The organism is Halobacillus litoralis (genome assembly GCF_009856445.1).
Lineage (GTDB): Bacteria > Bacillota > Bacilli > Bacillales > Halobacillaceae > Halobacillus > Halobacillus litoralis.
Genome location: NZ_WMFA01000004.1, coordinates 72,625 through 86,875 on the forward strand (window position 1 = coordinate 72,625; position 14,251 = coordinate 86,875).

20 protein-coding genes and 1 riboswitch are annotated in these 14,251 nt (G+C 48.8%); of the genes, 13 read left to right on the forward strand and 7 right to left on the reverse strand.

Features of this window, described 5'->3' with window-relative positions; all coding sequences use genetic code 11:
- Nucleotides 1-82 precede the first annotated feature (82 nt).
- Genes GLW00_RS12345 through GLW00_RS12395 form a run of 11 tightly spaced genes read left to right on the forward strand, consistent with a single transcriptional unit; the run spans nucleotide 83 to nucleotide 5,358 of the window.
- Complete coding sequence (locus tag GLW00_RS12345; protein WP_160914499.1) at nucleotides 83-451, forward strand: hypothetical protein; 369 nt, start codon at nucleotides 83-85, stop codon at nucleotides 449-451.
- A gap of 28 nt (nucleotides 452-479) precedes the next feature.
- Complete coding sequence (locus tag GLW00_RS12350; RefSeq protein ID WP_160914500.1) at nucleotides 480-896, forward strand: hypothetical protein; 417 nt, start codon at nucleotides 480-482, stop codon at nucleotides 894-896.
- The gene (locus GLW00_RS12355; protein WP_237417504.1) at nucleotides 893-1,234 is read left to right on the forward strand and encodes a hypothetical protein; all 342 of its coding nucleotides are present in this window, start codon (nucleotides 893-895) and stop codon (nucleotides 1,232-1,234) included. The genes GLW00_RS12350 and GLW00_RS12355 overlap by 4 nt, the downstream gene beginning before the upstream one ends.
- Nucleotides 1,235-1,248: 14 nt before the next feature.
- Nucleotides 1,249-1,998 carry a 3-oxoacyl-ACP reductase FabG gene (gene fabG / locus GLW00_RS12360; protein WP_202412486.1) on the forward strand — a complete coding sequence of 250 codons (750 nt, stop codon included), beginning with the start codon at nucleotides 1,249-1,251 and terminating at the stop codon, nucleotides 1,996-1,998.
- 17 nt (nucleotides 1,999-2,015) lie between these two features.
- Complete coding sequence (locus GLW00_RS12365; protein WP_160914502.1) at nucleotides 2,016-2,951, forward strand: hypothetical protein; 936 nt, start codon at nucleotides 2,016-2,018, stop codon at nucleotides 2,949-2,951.
- A 54-nt stretch (nucleotides 2,952-3,005) separates the two neighbouring features.
- The gene (locus GLW00_RS12370; protein ID WP_160914504.1) at nucleotides 3,006-3,479 is read left to right on the forward strand and encodes a GNAT family N-acetyltransferase; all 474 of its coding nucleotides are present in this window, start codon (nucleotides 3,006-3,008) and stop codon (nucleotides 3,477-3,479) included.
- Nucleotides 3,480-3,483: 4 nt separating this feature from the next.
- On the forward strand, nucleotides 3,484-3,759 hold the full coding sequence (locus GLW00_RS12375; RefSeq protein WP_160914506.1) for a hypothetical protein: 276 nt from the start codon (nucleotides 3,484-3,486) through the stop codon (nucleotides 3,757-3,759).
- A 26-nt stretch (nucleotides 3,760-3,785) separates the two neighbouring features.
- The gene (locus GLW00_RS12380) at nucleotides 3,786-4,307 is read left to right on the forward strand and encodes a GNAT family N-acetyltransferase (protein WP_160914508.1); all 522 of its coding nucleotides are present in this window, start codon (nucleotides 3,786-3,788) and stop codon (nucleotides 4,305-4,307) included.
- 24 nt (nucleotides 4,308-4,331) lie between these two features.
- A complete protein-coding gene (locus GLW00_RS12385; protein WP_160914510.1) occupies nucleotides 4,332-4,745 on the forward strand; it encodes a hypothetical protein in 414 nt (137 codons plus the stop codon).
- 27 nt (nucleotides 4,746-4,772) lie between these two features.
- Nucleotides 4,773-4,970 (forward strand): hypothetical protein, encoded by a 198-nt coding sequence (locus GLW00_RS12390; RefSeq protein ID WP_160914512.1) that lies wholly within the window; start codon nucleotides 4,773-4,775, stop codon nucleotides 4,968-4,970.
- Nucleotides 4,971-4,983: 13 nt separating this feature from the next.
- Nucleotides 4,984-5,358, forward strand: coding sequence for an ASCH domain-containing protein (locus tag GLW00_RS12395; protein WP_160914514.1), 375 nt, complete (start codon nucleotides 4,984-4,986; stop codon nucleotides 5,356-5,358).
- A 42-nt stretch (nucleotides 5,359-5,400) separates the two neighbouring features.
- Here GLW00_RS12395 and GLW00_RS12400 read toward each other — a convergent pair whose 3' ends face one another.
- The gene (locus GLW00_RS12400; RefSeq protein ID WP_160914516.1) at nucleotides 5,401-7,164 is read right to left on the reverse strand and encodes an ABC transporter substrate-binding protein; all 1,764 of its coding nucleotides are present in this window, start codon (nucleotides 7,162-7,164) and stop codon (nucleotides 5,401-5,403) included.
- Nucleotides 7,165-7,261: 97 nt separating this feature from the next.
- Here GLW00_RS12400 and GLW00_RS12405 point away from each other — a divergent pair, with 97 nt between their 5' ends.
- Together GLW00_RS12405 and GLW00_RS12410 are read left to right on the forward strand one after the other, a co-directional pair.
- A complete protein-coding gene (locus GLW00_RS12405) occupies nucleotides 7,262-8,527 on the forward strand; it encodes an MDR family MFS transporter (RefSeq protein WP_160914518.1) in 1,266 nt (421 codons plus the stop codon).
- Between the two features lie 113 nt (nucleotides 8,528-8,640).
- Nucleotides 8,641-9,177, forward strand: a complete 537-nt coding sequence (locus tag GLW00_RS12410) for a hypothetical protein (RefSeq protein ID WP_160914520.1) — start codon at nucleotides 8,641-8,643, stop codon at nucleotides 9,175-9,177.
- Between the two features lie 43 nt (nucleotides 9,178-9,220).
- Here GLW00_RS12410 and GLW00_RS12415 read toward each other — a convergent pair whose 3' ends face one another.
- The 6 genes from GLW00_RS12415 to GLW00_RS12440 form a co-directional block, all read right to left on the reverse strand.
- Complete coding sequence (locus tag GLW00_RS12415) at nucleotides 9,221-10,000, reverse strand: energy-coupling factor transporter transmembrane component T family protein (protein WP_160914522.1); 780 nt, start codon at nucleotides 9,998-10,000, stop codon at nucleotides 9,221-9,223.
- Nucleotides 9,987-11,609 (reverse strand): ABC transporter ATP-binding protein, encoded by a 1,623-nt coding sequence (locus GLW00_RS12420; protein WP_160914524.1) that lies wholly within the window; start codon nucleotides 11,607-11,609, stop codon nucleotides 9,987-9,989. The genes GLW00_RS12415 and GLW00_RS12420 overlap by 14 nt, the downstream gene beginning before the upstream one ends.
- Nucleotides 11,606-12,184, reverse strand: coding sequence for an ECF transporter S component (locus GLW00_RS12425; RefSeq protein WP_160914526.1), 579 nt, complete (start codon nucleotides 12,182-12,184; stop codon nucleotides 11,606-11,608). The genes GLW00_RS12420 and GLW00_RS12425 overlap by 4 nt, the downstream gene beginning before the upstream one ends.
- On the reverse strand, nucleotides 12,181-12,783 hold the full coding sequence (locus GLW00_RS12430) for a YkoF family thiamine/hydroxymethylpyrimidine-binding protein (RefSeq protein WP_160914528.1): 603 nt from the start codon (nucleotides 12,781-12,783) through the stop codon (nucleotides 12,181-12,183). The genes GLW00_RS12425 and GLW00_RS12430 overlap by 4 nt, the downstream gene beginning before the upstream one ends.
- Before the next feature lie 92 nt (nucleotides 12,784-12,875).
- Nucleotides 12,876-12,978, reverse strand: a riboswitch (TPP riboswitch).
- 117 nt (nucleotides 12,979-13,095) lie between these two features.
- Nucleotides 13,096-13,326 (reverse strand): hypothetical protein, encoded by a 231-nt coding sequence (locus tag GLW00_RS12435; RefSeq protein ID WP_160914529.1) that lies wholly within the window; start codon nucleotides 13,324-13,326, stop codon nucleotides 13,096-13,098.
- Nucleotides 13,327-13,510: 184 nt separating this feature from the next.
- On the reverse strand, nucleotides 13,511-14,032 hold the full coding sequence (locus GLW00_RS12440) for a DUF420 domain-containing protein (protein ID WP_160914531.1): 522 nt from the start codon (nucleotides 14,030-14,032) through the stop codon (nucleotides 13,511-13,513).
- Between the last annotated feature and the right edge of the window lie 219 nt (nucleotides 14,033-14,251).

A 14,251-nucleotide genomic window follows, 5' to 3' on the forward strand; every position in this document is an offset into this window, starting at 1 on the left:
CCATACATGGTACGCTTTTAGTAACAATACATACGGAGAGCGCGGACGTTGTGTGCTCGAATTTACAGAAAGGTGAGACATCGTGAAGAAATTACTTGTCGTTCTTTTACTCTTAGTCGTAGGATGCAGTGTCGCTGGAAAAGATGTAAGTGCGTTCCAAGGTCAAGTGACAGCAGTCAAAGTCGGCGGTTTAGAAGTCGAATGCTCCTCGGCCGTGCACAAGGGAGAAGTGGCGGACTCGGAAGAAGGATGGCCCTGCCTCGTTCTCGTTCCTCCTGATACCCCGGTCCATACGGATAATGGAGAGGATCTGAAAATGGAGACGTTCAGAGAACAAGCGAGAGAGGAAAAGCTGCTCAAAATACGGGTGACGCTCAGTGAAAGTACAGAGATCAATGAAGATCCAGAAAGCAGGAAAGTGACAGCCAAGCAAATCACGGTCCTTGAATAACAGAAATACATATAGTTGAGGTGTTGTCATGAAAAGACTTTTGTTTCATCTAGGATTTGCTGTCTTTCTGATAGGCGCGATGATGGGGATGTTGAGTATCCGTGGAGGACTCGCTGACCAGGCGGAGATGGAATTCAATGTCCTGCCACTGATGATCTTCGATTTGATCTTCCCGGTTGTTTTTGGGATGTTGTTTGCTCTTCCTTTTCTATGGCGCAGATCTAGAGAAGCCCGGCTGAAAGGTTTTGCGTGGCCGGAGTTCATCGGAATCGGTATTCCAAGTCTCTTTGTTTCCGTGTCGCACTGGTTGTATTACACGAACTTTCCACTGAATCCGGTGACGAAATTTTTTGCGATGCATGCGATCCAGGGACCCATCCTTTTTGGATTCATTTTTGGCTTTACCCTGATTCATTCGATTAGAAAAAGGGAACGTGCCTTATGAAAAGGATTTTAGTCACGGGGATGGTTGTTATTGTGCTCCTTTCCTCCTGTTCTCCAGGAACAGGGGAAGGCGGGCAGCTGGATAGAAGGCAGGTGCTCAGCATGAATCCTGATGCGGATTTCGTGGAATTGGAGAACGGAAATGTCTATACCCACGGAGCGGAATGGATCAGCGAGAAGAAGCTGACCAAAGGTGAAGAAATCGCTATCGTTGAAGAAGGCATGGCGAGCGATCTCCCCCCAGGAACGATCCTATATGAATCGAAGGAAATCCCAGCCATATTGATCGCTGAATACGGCGGAATCACGAAACGTTATCATCTGGCCATGGGAGAATAGAAGGAGGAGAAACTATGTCTAACGATACAAAAGTGGCACTTGTGACAGGCGGGTCTAAAGGTCTTGGAAAGGAAATCGCCTATAACCTGGCTGCCTCTGGTGTCACGGTGATCATCAATTATAATCGTGATCAGGAATCGGCCGATGAGGTCGTTCATCATATCCGGGAAAATGGAGGACAAGCGCACGCGGTCCAGGCAAATGTGACGGAAGAGGAAGAAGTGGAGCGTCTTGTGCGGGAGGCGGAACAACAAGCAGGACGTCCCGTTACGATCATTGTCAATAATGCCACAGGTCCTCAGCCTGAATATTCCCTTGAAGATGTGACCTGGGAGGATTATCTCGATCAGCTACACTTTACAACGAAAGCCCCGTTACTCCTCACAAAAGCTGTCCTGCCTTCGATGAAGGAGCAAAAGTGGGGACGGATCATCAATATTGGGAGTGAAGTCGTCGAACTGGGCAACGCCTATTTTTCCAATTATGTAACAGCGAAGTCAGCCGTTGTCGGCATGACGCGTTCGTGGGCCAGTGAACTCGGCGAACACGGCATCACAGTGAATGCGGTTCACCCTGGTTTTACTCCTGTTGAACGGCATGGAGAGGTATCGGAAGAAACAAAATCTTCTTATATGAGTGATGTTCCTCTGAAAAGAATGGGGGAACCGAAAGATATCGCCAATGCCGTACGGTTCTTAAGCAGTGAGGATGCGTCCTTCATTACAGGACAGAACATCAGCGTCAACGGAGGGAAAACATTTTAGAGGGGTGTGTGAGTAGGATGAATCGAGAGACGATGACACGGACAAGCAAGTGGATCAAAAGGAACGCACGGCCTTTGGAGGCAGCTCGATGGCATGCCATGATGGAAGGCGGTTTGAAGAGTGAGGTTATTCATTACATACGCGCTTTCCAAAACGAGGATGGAGGTTTCGGCCATGGCATCGAACCGGACTTTTGGCTGCCGGAATCTTCTCCGATGGCGACATGGGCCGCCGGACAGTACTTGTACGAACTGGATCTCGCTTCTAAGGAACGTGTCGTCCTTGATATGCTCTCCTATCTGCTTGATACGTACGATGCAGACTCAGGCATGTGGCCTTCGGTTCTTCCTGAACACAATCATCACCCTCATGCCCCGTGGTGGCATTGGAAAGAAGGCGTCCAGCAAAATTGGATGTTCAACCCCGGTGCAGAACTGGCTGGTTTTCTCATTCACTGGTCGTATGAAGACAGTGAAGGGGCGAAAACGGGTTGGGCCAGTGTAGAAAAAGCCGTCGCTCATTTGATGGCTGTCGATTTGATGGACTTTCACGAAGTCAATTGTTTTCAAAAATTGATGAATGTCCTGTTCCGTCATAAGGACAAGGTCGCTGACCATACCCCGTTTACATTCGAAGAAGTGAACGCAAAAACCGTGCTGCTTGCGGAACGGTGCATAGAGAAAGACCCGGAGAGTTGGGGCAGCAGCTACAAACCGCTTCCGCTCGATCTCATCCACTCACCGAAACATATCCTTGCTGAAAAGCATCCGGGACTGTTGAAGGAAAACCTGGATTTCTATTTGGAAACAATGAATGAGGATGGTGTCTGGGATCTGACGTGGGATTGGGGAGATGGATCTGAAGCTTTTGCCGTCAGCAAAAGACAGTGGCAGGGAATCCTCGCTGTGGATCGCTATCAGAAATTGAAGGCTTTCAATCGTCTGCCGGATTAACACCGTACCCTGTTCTTTAGGGGTACGTACATAATGGATACAAGGAGAAAAGTCATGAGAATCATAGACTTGAAACACATATCCACCCGGGACAAGGTGGATTTTTTTCATACCCATTGGGGTAGCACAAAGATGGTCATCTCGAGCGGGGTTTATGAATGCCCGGAGCTTAGCGGATTTGCCGCCTTGGAAGATCAAGAGATCATAGGGTTGATCACTTATGTGAAGAAGGAGGGGGCATGTGAAATCATCTCCCTCGACAGTTTAATAGAAAAAAAGGGGGTCGGAACATCGCTCATCGATAAGGTGGAAGAGGAAGCCGCACGTCTGGGATGCCGTTCGTTGTCTGTCATTACGACGAATGACAACATACAAGCTCTCGCTTTCTATCAAAAACGCGGGTTCCGTATCATGGAGATCTTTCATGATGCGGTTCAGCGAGCAAGGGATGTGAAACCCGAAATACCCGCCATCGGTGATCATGGCATCCCGATCGTGGATGAACTTTTATTGAAAAAGGAGATTTGATGATATGCGTAAGTGGCATGTCGTGGGTTCGTTTCTTGTTATGGCCGGACCCGTGCTCATCCTCTCCGGGGTGAAGAATACGTGGCTCGTCCTCTTCCTGATGGTGCCGGGAGTGCTGACTCTCACGATCCATGCGCTCCTGGAGAAAAACGAAAAAAGCTTACGGTGCCGGCTTGGCCTTCATACCTATGAACGCGTCCGTTGGAATGAGGATGGACCTGGAGAAATCATCGAATGTCAGCGGTGTAAAAAAAGAAGAGAAGTAATGAGAGGCTTTTAATGGACAAGGAAATAGGGGGCGTGATCATGCGTGCATTGAAATTGGTTGAACCTTCCATAGAACTGGAAGAATCGTATCTTTGCTTTTATAAAGAATGGAAAGAGAGTGGAGAACCGATGATTCCATGGGTAATCGGAAAAGATCCGACGGACTTCCCATCAATGGTGGACAACTTACATAAGGAAGCGAAAGGGATCGATCTGCCCGAAGGGTTCGTACCGGGCTCCACTTACTGGCTCGTCGATCAAGAGAACAAGGTGATCGGTGCAGTGAATATCCGCCATACACTGACGGAACCTCTGCGGAATGCCGGCGGGCACATCGGGTATGGCATCCGTCCATCGGAACGAAGAAAAGGATATGCGACGGAATTGTTACGTTTATCCCTGCTGAAATCCAAAGAGCTTGGCATTACGAATGCTCTTGTCGTCTGCGATGAAATCAACACGGGCTCCATGAAAACGATTTTGAACAATGGAGGCCAGGAGGATGAAGATTTTATTGAAGAGGACGGCAATGTGGTTAAGAGGTATTGGATTGAATTATGAGATCTTCCTTAAGGGGGTGGAACGATGGAAGTACATCAAAAAGAAGTCGAGGGATCGGAAAGGAAAATCCCATATACCTATATCCAAAATGGATCCACACGCATTTGCTTCATGTTTGCGGGGAGAGGCTACAACTACGACCGCCCGTTATTTTACTATACGACGATGAAATTGATTGAGGACACCTGTGACATTGTACACGTGCATTATGACTATGATTCCTCCTTTTTTGAACAACCATGGGAGGGGATAGCTAAACAGATGGAAGAGGATGTCTCTTCAGTCATAGAAGATGTATTGAAGCAAAAGGATGATGTCCATTTGTGTTTCCTTGGTAAATCGATCGGGACGGTTCCAATTGCTGAAGGGCTGATTCGAAAATACCCTGCGGCAAAATATATCTTTCTGACCCCTTTATTCAAGTACAACTTCTACTAAGAGCCGCTCATACAAACAAGCGCCGACGTGTTAATTTTTGTAGGAGATCAGGATCATCACTATAAGAAAGATGTCATGGACAAATTGAAGAACCGTTCGAATGTTCGAATAGAGCTTCTGGAAAATGTCAACCATTCTTTAGACATAGCCGGAATGGATACATCAAGGTCTATAGAGGTTATGAAGCAGGTGGTCGAATCTGTTGGGGTGTTCATGAAGGAATAGAGGAGGTGTGAACATGAAAGGTTTGTTAATCAAAGAGCCATGGATCGACCTGGTCCTGGATGGAGAAAAGACGTGGGAAATCCGTGGTACGAACACGAAGCAGCGGGGAACCATAGGATTGATCAAAAGTGGAACTGGTCATGTATTCGGAACAGTAGACATTGTGGACAGCCGACCATTGACGATTGAAAAGTATGTGAATAGCACACGTCTACACCGCATCCCTGAAGAAGATTGTAAGCAGATGCCCTACAAACGTACCTATGCCTGGGTGCTCCGGAATCCGGTTCTTTATGATAAACCGATCCCCTATACTCATCCGCTTGGAGCGGTCATCTGGGTCGATTTGGATAAAGCACTGACTGAGGAAGTGTCAGTATCTACATAAAGCCAAAAGCCCATTTCTCATTAAGAGAAATGGGCTTTTGGCTCATCTTGGAATCCATATCTTCGAGAAATCGAAATGACCGAACGACTGAAACCGGACGTCCTGGATCATCGGGTGGAACGTGCGGACTTTCACAGGATGATATTGGAAAATCAACAGCTGGTGTTGTCGTATGTACGTTTCAATTTCAGCCATCACCCGCTCACGCTCATCCGACGTATCCTGCCTTTTAAAAACCTCAAGTTTGTCATGAATCCACTGCAGGCCCCAATCCGGGAAGAAGCGTTGGAAGAATAGATTCTTGTTGTAAAAAGCCCCTAAAAAAGAGAGGTGGGGGTCTAAAGATGAGACTTCTCCCATGAAAATCAAATCCACGTCTTTGTCCATCTCTTCCGTATAGAAATTGGAGAAGTTGAAGGGATGACGTTCGAAATGGAGGCCATAGGCGGCTCCTCTTTCCTCCAGCCATTCTGCTTCCTTCACGGCACTCGGGAATTCAAGGTGATACAGTTTCAACGGTTCGCCCGCGTAGCCGGATTTTTTCAACAGCTCTGGAATCATCGCACTCTTTTTCTGCAAGTGTATCGATCGTGATGGGGCGAAACTGCTGGCTTCGATGTACTGATTTTCGCCAGGCCTTTCAGCAGGGTCAGTGAAGGGGCGCCAGCCGAAAGCGTCCGCCATCTTTCCGATATCCAGCAGGTGGTAGGTGGCTTCTCGGAAATAAGGATTCTGGACAATGTTCTTTTTATGATGATTGAACGTCAGAAAACGGAAGCCGGTTTCGACTTCATGCTTTTGAGCCGGGTTTGCCTCTTCTCCGTCTGCCACCGTGAAATTGATGATGCTCGCAGCTTCCTGGGAAACTTTGAAAAACTGGACCTCATCAAGAAGCGGACGTTCTTTGAAATATCCGGCGAAGGCAGAGAGGACGAGCTTGTTCTCTGTGCGTTCTTTCAGATAAAAAGGGCCGGTTCCGATCCACTCGTGTTCATTGAAGGGTGTGGCCGATGGAAGGATGCACAAATTCGATGCGGCCATGTATCTCGGAAAAAACGGATTCGGTTTCTCCAAATGGATGATGACTTTATAGCGGCTCGGACAGTCGATGCCCCGAATTCCATCCGTCAGCCAGGACGTAGAGGTTTCCTTATTCATCGCTCTCAATAACGTGAACCGGACGTCCTCACTCGTCAGCTCTTCGTCATTATGAAACCGGACCCCTTTACGCAAATGGAACGTCCAAGTCCTGGACGATTCGTCGACCTCCACGTGGTGGGCGATGTGAGGGAGCACTTCATCTCGTTCCGCATCATATTTGAGGAGCGGATCGCCGAGCTGTTCGATCATATGCGCTTCGAAGGTGATGGAAACTTCCAGTGGATCGAGCGTCGTCAATGATCTAGCTATAAAAGAGTGAAGCACGTCTTTCGGACTGTTCTCCTCCCGGTAGCTGAACATTTTGCGGATATCATAGGACGCTTTCGCAATCCAGGACTTCGGGATCGGCAGGCGCAGGAGATGGGCCGCTTCATCCAGCTCGTCCCGCTCCACACAGGCGGTGACGAAATCCTCGACTTCCTTCTGGAACGATTGCGGAAAACGCAGGGTGGACGGCTTTCCGCGTCCTTTGCCTGGAATGTAGGTAAGTTTTCCATGGGCTTCCATTTCTTTTAAAATTCTCTTCGCATTCTTTTGAGAACAATACCAAATGGTTTCGAGTTCCTGCAGCTTAAACGAGATCTTCTGGGCCTCTTCCCGTTCATATAAATGGGCCCGCAATGAAAAATACCGTTCGTCGAGCATCGGTGCACCTCCTAAAAGGGGACAGATTTTTCTAAATTGTACCCTTTTTACCCCTTTTTGGAAACCCCATAATAGAGGGAACGAAGGGGGAAATCTTATGTTCAAAGAATTGCATCCCAACATCCGGATCCGGATTTATACATCTTTTCTCAGCCGGGTCGTCGGGGCGGCTGTGTTTCCATTCATGGCCATCTATTTTACAAAAGAAATCAATGCGACGGTCGCAGGAATTTTACTGCTGATCCAAGTCGGTGCCCAGTTTGTGACCGGGCTTTACGGCGGGTATCTGGCAGATATCATCGGACGGAAACGTTTGATGGTGACAGGGGAGATCCTGAAGCTTGCGGCGTTCATCGGCATGTTCCTTGCCAATTCTCCGTGGTTTCAATCCGCGTGGATGACATTTTTCATGCTGCTGCTCATCGGAATTGCCGGAGGACTCGTGAATCCAGCGGCCGAGGCGATGCTGATTGATGTCAGCACGAAAGATTCGCGGGCGTTCATGTATGCGATCAACTACTGGGCGATCAACATGTCGATGATGATCGGGCTCATGATCGGCGGCTGGTTTTTCGAGAGGAATCTGTTCGAATTGATCGCCGTCCTCTTAGGGATCAGCCTGCTGACGCTCTGGATGACGAGCACGAAGATCACCGATACATACGTCGTGAGCGAAGAGAAGGTGAGGGAAGGGTACGGACTGAAACCGGTTTTGAAAAATTACAGCCTCGTGATGAAAGACATCCCGTTCCTCGCATTCACGGTCGGTGGGATCGCGATCCTAGGCATCGAATTCCAACGCAACAATTTCATATCCGTCCGTTTAGAGCAGGACATCGCTTCAAACATGATGGACCTTTTCGGTCTGTTTTCTTTTGAACTGGACGGCATCCGGCTGCTCAGTCTGCTGACTGTCGCGAACACGTTGTTCATCGTCCTGTTCACATCGCTTTTCTCAAAATGGATCAAGGGGAAAAAGGAAGAACCAATCATGTATGCCGGCTTTGCTTTATTTGGGCTTGGGTATGCGTTTCTCGCGTTCAGCAATCACATCCCCGGCCTTTTCATCGCTGTCATCGTCCTATCCATCGGTGAATTGCTGTATGTTCCGACCAGGCAGTCGCTCCTTGCTGATATTGTCGACGACACACGGCGCGGAGCGTATATGGCTTTCAACGGACTCGTCTTTCAGTTCGGAAAGATCCTTGGAGCCTTGGGAATCATCATCGGGAATGTCATCGGTGGTTACGGAATGGCGGTATTATACGTCGGGCTCGTGTTCGCGGGCATCCACTTTTCCAAAATGGCGATCCGTCGGAGGAAATCACCGGAAGAAATCGTCCTTGAGGCGAGTGGTTCATAAGGATAGCAGGACTGATCCCTACCGTCGAGTAAAATGAATTTCTAATATTTTGAAACAAAAGGCGCTGCTCTTCCGTATGGAATAAGTAAGAAGAAAAAACGGAGGGGTCATTTATGGAAACCATCAAAAAATATTTGAAGCCATTATTCCTGGCAGGGATTCTACTATTATCTGTAGGCTGCACCAATTCGGAAGACGCAGAGACCCATGCCGAAGAGAATGGAAGCGAAGAAAACATCCGGACAGTTCTAGAGCATAGTTTTACCGGTCCTGATGAGGAACAGGAAAAGTTAATCGAGGGTCCTGAAGGCGATGTGGAAGAGTATGCCAAAGAGCTTGGTGATTATCGTGAGGAAAATTTCAAACCCTATATGACTGAACGTTTCTTTGAAAATTATCTGGTAAATACGAATAGGGCATTAATGGCTCAGAGCCTCGCACACCCAAATTATACGTTGAGTGTTGAGGATATAGAGATGGAAGAAGAAGAAGATTATTATACGTTCACTGTGGAAGTGTCTTATATGGATAACGAAAGCAATGAAAGTAAAACGGTTAACGTTGAAGGACATGCACAAACGAATGAAGAGGATAAATTAACAAGTATCCAATATAGTAACTTTGAAGATCTTCGTACCGCCTTAGAGTAATAAATAACCGCCCCCGCTTTTCAAAAGCGGGGGCGGTTTGATGTTATAGCTGTCCATCATACCAGGAAAAGTATCCGAAATAGACGGAGAAGGCAATCGTTATACCAAGCATCCCGAACATCATCACAGGAAAAAGCCAATCCTTTCGCTGTACTTTCATGGGCCGGTAAAACGTGCGGGTCTTCGCACCGGTGAACCCTTTCGATTCCATCGCGATCGCCGTCCGTTCCGCTTTCCGTATGGCGCCAGCGAGAAGCGGAATTGCGAACCGCTGATACTGAAGGAGTTTTTCCTTCCAAGAATCCGGCCGGTTGACGCCGCGGATGCGGTGCGCCGCGCGAATCTGTTGGAATTCCGTCTTCAACATCGGCAAAAAGCGATACCCGGCAAGCACGCCGTAAGCAATTTTCGGTGGCAGCTTCAACTGCTGGATCAAGCTTAAAATAAAATGGACCATGTTCGTCGTGAACAAAAACAGCAGCGACAGGGTGGCGAACGCAAGCACCCTCAGGCCGAGGGCGGCCGCCGTCCAGATGTCTTCCGTCGGAAACTCCATCCCTAGGAAAGAAACCGAATCAGCAGTCACGGTACTGGTATCCGAGAAGACCACCGTCGTCCAGAACATCCCGAAGGCGAACAGCGTGAACGGAATGAAATAATAGACGTAGTATCGTTTCTTGAACGTCCCGAACACGAAGGTGACAAACACTGTCCACACGATGTAGAGCAGTGGGGTGACCGGGTCGAACACGAAAGCGAGGAGGAAGACAGCACCGATGATCGTCAAGGCTTTGACTGTCGGGTTTACGTCATGAAGAAACATACGCAGGCTCCTCTCGCTTCAAAACGGCACGCTTCCATTGTTCTCTTGGAGGCAGCTCTAAGTGATGGTCGCCCAAATCCGGGCGAGCCCAGAGTTCCTTCGGCTGACCATCAAAGCTGAGTTCGCCTTCGTTCATGACAAGTACTCTCGTCGCGTATTTGTCCACGAGCTCCATGTCATGCGTGATCATCACGATCGTCGTCCCGTTTTCGTGTTTTTCTTTCAAAAGGGACATCAAATCTGAGGTCGACTTTTCATCCTGTCCGAACGTCGGTTCATCGAGGAAAAGCATGTTCTGATTCTCGACGATCATCGTCGCGACACTCAAACGCCGCTTCTGTCCCTGGCTGAGAAGGAAGGGATGCTGATCCTCCAGTCCGTCCAACCGGCAGAACTTCAAGGTTTCCTCGACAATCCTTGTCCATTCTGCTTCCTTCATCCCAGCATGCTGGAGACTGAAGGCGACTTCATCATAGACTGTGTCCGTAATGAACTGGTGCTCCGGGTTCTGAAAGACATACCCGACTTCTTTTCGCATCTCACTTTCTTTCCATTTCTTCAGGGCGCGGCCGTGCATAGCCACGCTCCCTTTGCTCGGAGGTTGGATACCCGCAAGTATTCTGGAAAAAGAAGATTTTCCGCTCCCGTTCTCTCCGACGATGGCCATCCATTCTCCCTCATGAAAAGTGACGTTGATGTTCCGCAAAATCGACTTCCAATGCACAGCCTCTGCTTCCAACAATGCCTTCCCAGCAGATAGGACAGGACGGTTTTCTGGGAGAGCGACGGGTGGTATGTCTCCGATGTGAAGCGGATAGGGCGGTGTCCACCCCTGTTCCAGCGCTGTCCTTGTGGCATAAGGAAGCTGGATGCCCATCTCATGAATGTCCCGAGCGTACGTTTTCAAATGATCGTGCAGCGGACCATCGTAGGCAAGTTCTCCTTTTTCATTAATAATAAGGACCCGTTCCAACAAATCGAGCCAGCCTTCAAGCTTATGCTCGATGACAAGCAGAGTGAAAGAAAGCTCCTCTTTCAATCTTTTCAAAAGCTGGATGAATTCCTTCCGCGCCACTGGATCCAGATTCGCCGTCGGTTCATCGAGAATCAATACTTCCGGTTCCATGGCGAGGATGCAGGCAAGGGCGACTTTCTGCTTTTGACCGCCGGAGAGGGAGGAGATGTCCGCTGTTTTGTAGGCTTCCATCCCGACCTGACGCAGTGCTTGGTCCACTTTTTCCACCATCGACGCATGAGGTGTATTCAAGTTTTCAAGACCAAAGGCCACTTCATCCTCAACGGTAATCATGCAGAACTGCGTCTCGGGATCCTGGAAAACGACGCCGACGTTCTGCGCCATTTCACCGGCAGGATAGGAGTCGGTCCGCTGACCTTGCACGAGAACTTCTCCGTTCATGGCACCATCTAATTCCCGAGGATAGAGCCCGTTCAAACAGTGGGTGAGGGAACTTTTCCCCGACCCGCTCGGACCAAGGATCAGCATGTTTTCTCCTTCCTCGATGGAAAAAGTCAGACGCGACAGCACAGGCTTCTGTCTCTCCTCATAACGGAGGGTAAGGTCCTCAACGCGTATCACTTCCTGACTCATGCCGCCTGCTTCCTTCGCTGTTCTTTCCCGAGAGCGAAGCTTGAGAGGACACCTGTCTTCGCTAAAGCGTCACTGAGCGCTTTACCTGCGACACCTGAGATGATCGCACCACTGATGATGCGGGCGATGAACATGGCGACGACGTACCCTGTACTGAGGGCTGCGTAGCCGGAAAGGAAGTAACCCCAGACGAAGCTGAACACCGCCGCCATCACACCGGCAAGCATGAGGGTGAACAGGTCATAACGCTTGTACCTCGTCATAGCGAAGGCGGATTCTGCGCCGAGCCCCTGGATCATCCCTGAAACGAGCAGCATCGGACCAACTGCATTCCCTAGCAGCACTTCGACCGCCGCCGCAATCGTTTCGGATAAAAACGCGGCGCCGGGTTTGCGGATGATGTAAGCTGCAATGATCGACACGATGAACCAGATGCCGAAGATGAGGTCATAGCCGATCGGTCCGAAAAAGCCGACGAGGATTTTCCCGACCGGAAGGAAGGCCAGATACACGACCGCAAAGACGACAGAAAGGACGGACATGACGACGATTTCTTTCAGTTTCCAGCTGTTCATGCTGTATCATCCTTATGGGAAGGGCTGTTGGCAGAGACCGTCACGGTCATGACCGTATGTGAAGAGCCGCTTGCTTCCGTCTCTCTGAACACATCCTCAAGTCCTTTGAAAATGTCACGCGTATCTCCGTCGAGACGGGTGGAGTAGTGGGCGGGCGTGACTTCAACACCTTTTTCTTTCATCGCTTCGATTTGACGGTAGATTGTGTCCATATAGTCCCCGCCACCCATGGGATACAACGAGAACTTCGCCGCAATGCGTTGTTCAATTTCTCTGGAGTGAGACTTGTTCAATCGTTCTTCTGATTCATCCATGTGGGCATCCCCGGATGAATCCCCCGGGCATCCGATCGAAAATGTCCCTTGAAAAGCGACATGGACGCCTGTTTTCGCGATATGTAACAGAATCGCTTCGGTGACATCAAAGACATGCTCCATCCGGCCGCGCACCGTCGTCGTGACGTCATCCGTCTTCATCCACACTTTCGAGCTGTCCACTTCCTTCAGACTGCCCTTGATATAATCCACGAAGTTGTCGGCCATCGGGTGCACAGAAAAAGAGCACCCCGCAATTCTTGAAGTTCCACAGGTGTTTTCCATTTCTAATTCCTCCTTTTTTTTGAGCACAAAAAAACTGCATCCCACGGGAATGCAGTCTACCAATCATAAAGGAAGAACCAGTCAGGTCCTTGTGAATGACGACTGCACTTCCCCACGCTAGTATTATCTAGTTCGGGTTCCAAGGGTCGGAATGTCTCCTCTCAGCCGCCTCAAGCAGCTCCCCCAGTGCAACACGCGTATGCAATTCTTGTACGTTGCTTCCATCGTAGCGGAGAGTCATAGATTTGTAAACCACCTTTTTCCTGAAAAACAAATGGACCGGACCGCCAAACGGCGGATCCGGTCCATTCCTTATGCTTTCGACAAGCGTAACTTCATTACATTCTGATCTATGACACAATCGATATAGGGTACGCGTTCATAAGGGTAATACGTGAGTGAAGTGGGTATCACTTCCATCATTTGATACAGGTCCTCTGTTGAAGCCACATCATTCAAAACCAATTGCACGTCTTCACCAGTCATCGAGGAGAACTTGGCCGAAGTGTAACCTTCATTTTTCATAAATTGGAGTAGATCCATAGTAGTCTCCTTATTATCTGACCTTGAACCTTACATTTTCCCTGAATAGCAATATTCGAAACATAAACCTTAGAAATTACTTAACGCGACATCGCTCTAACTATTATTCTACTATAACAAGGTGCAGGAAGGAAGCAAAGAGTTTCGACAAAAAAACAGGACCTGCATCGCTTCTTGTCGTGCATCAATAATAAGGGGAGATCATCAAGTAGACGATGACTCCGGTGAGACTGACGTACAGCCATAACGGCATCGTCCAACGCGCGATTTTCCGGTGCTTATCGACCTTCATCGCAAGCCCGCGGAACAAAGTGAGTAGCGCAAGCGGCACGATGAGAGCTGCCAGTACGATATGGGTGATCAAAATGAAATAATAGATGCCGGCAACGATTCCTTCACCGCCGAACGATGTCGACTCCGCCATCGAATGGTACGTCAGGTACGAAACGAGGAAAAGAGCCGTCGATGTGAAGGCGGCGAAAATGAAGCGCTTGTGCCACTTCACGTTTTTCCTGATGATCATGAACAAGGCAGCAACCAGGAACACGAACGTAAAGGAATTCAAGACCGCATTCAGGAGGGGAAGAAGTTTGATATTGAACCCGAGATCCCCGTCGACTTTAGGTAAGAACAATAAGGCCACAACAATGAGGTTGATGGCGATGGAAAGCCCCACGACCCATGGGACGTAATTGAATTTTTTCATGGTATCGATCCTTTCTCAATCTCTTTATATAGAATCCTAGTCAAGTATAAAGAAAGAGAGAGGAGAATGCTATGACAGAAAACGCACAATTTGTCGAGAGAACCTATTTTGGTTTGGAATCAGGACGCACGAAGGACTTTGAAACATGAACATAGGCCTGGCATGGAAAAAGAGATGGGGCAAAAGCTCCATCTCTTTTTCTTCGTTCTGGGTGAATGG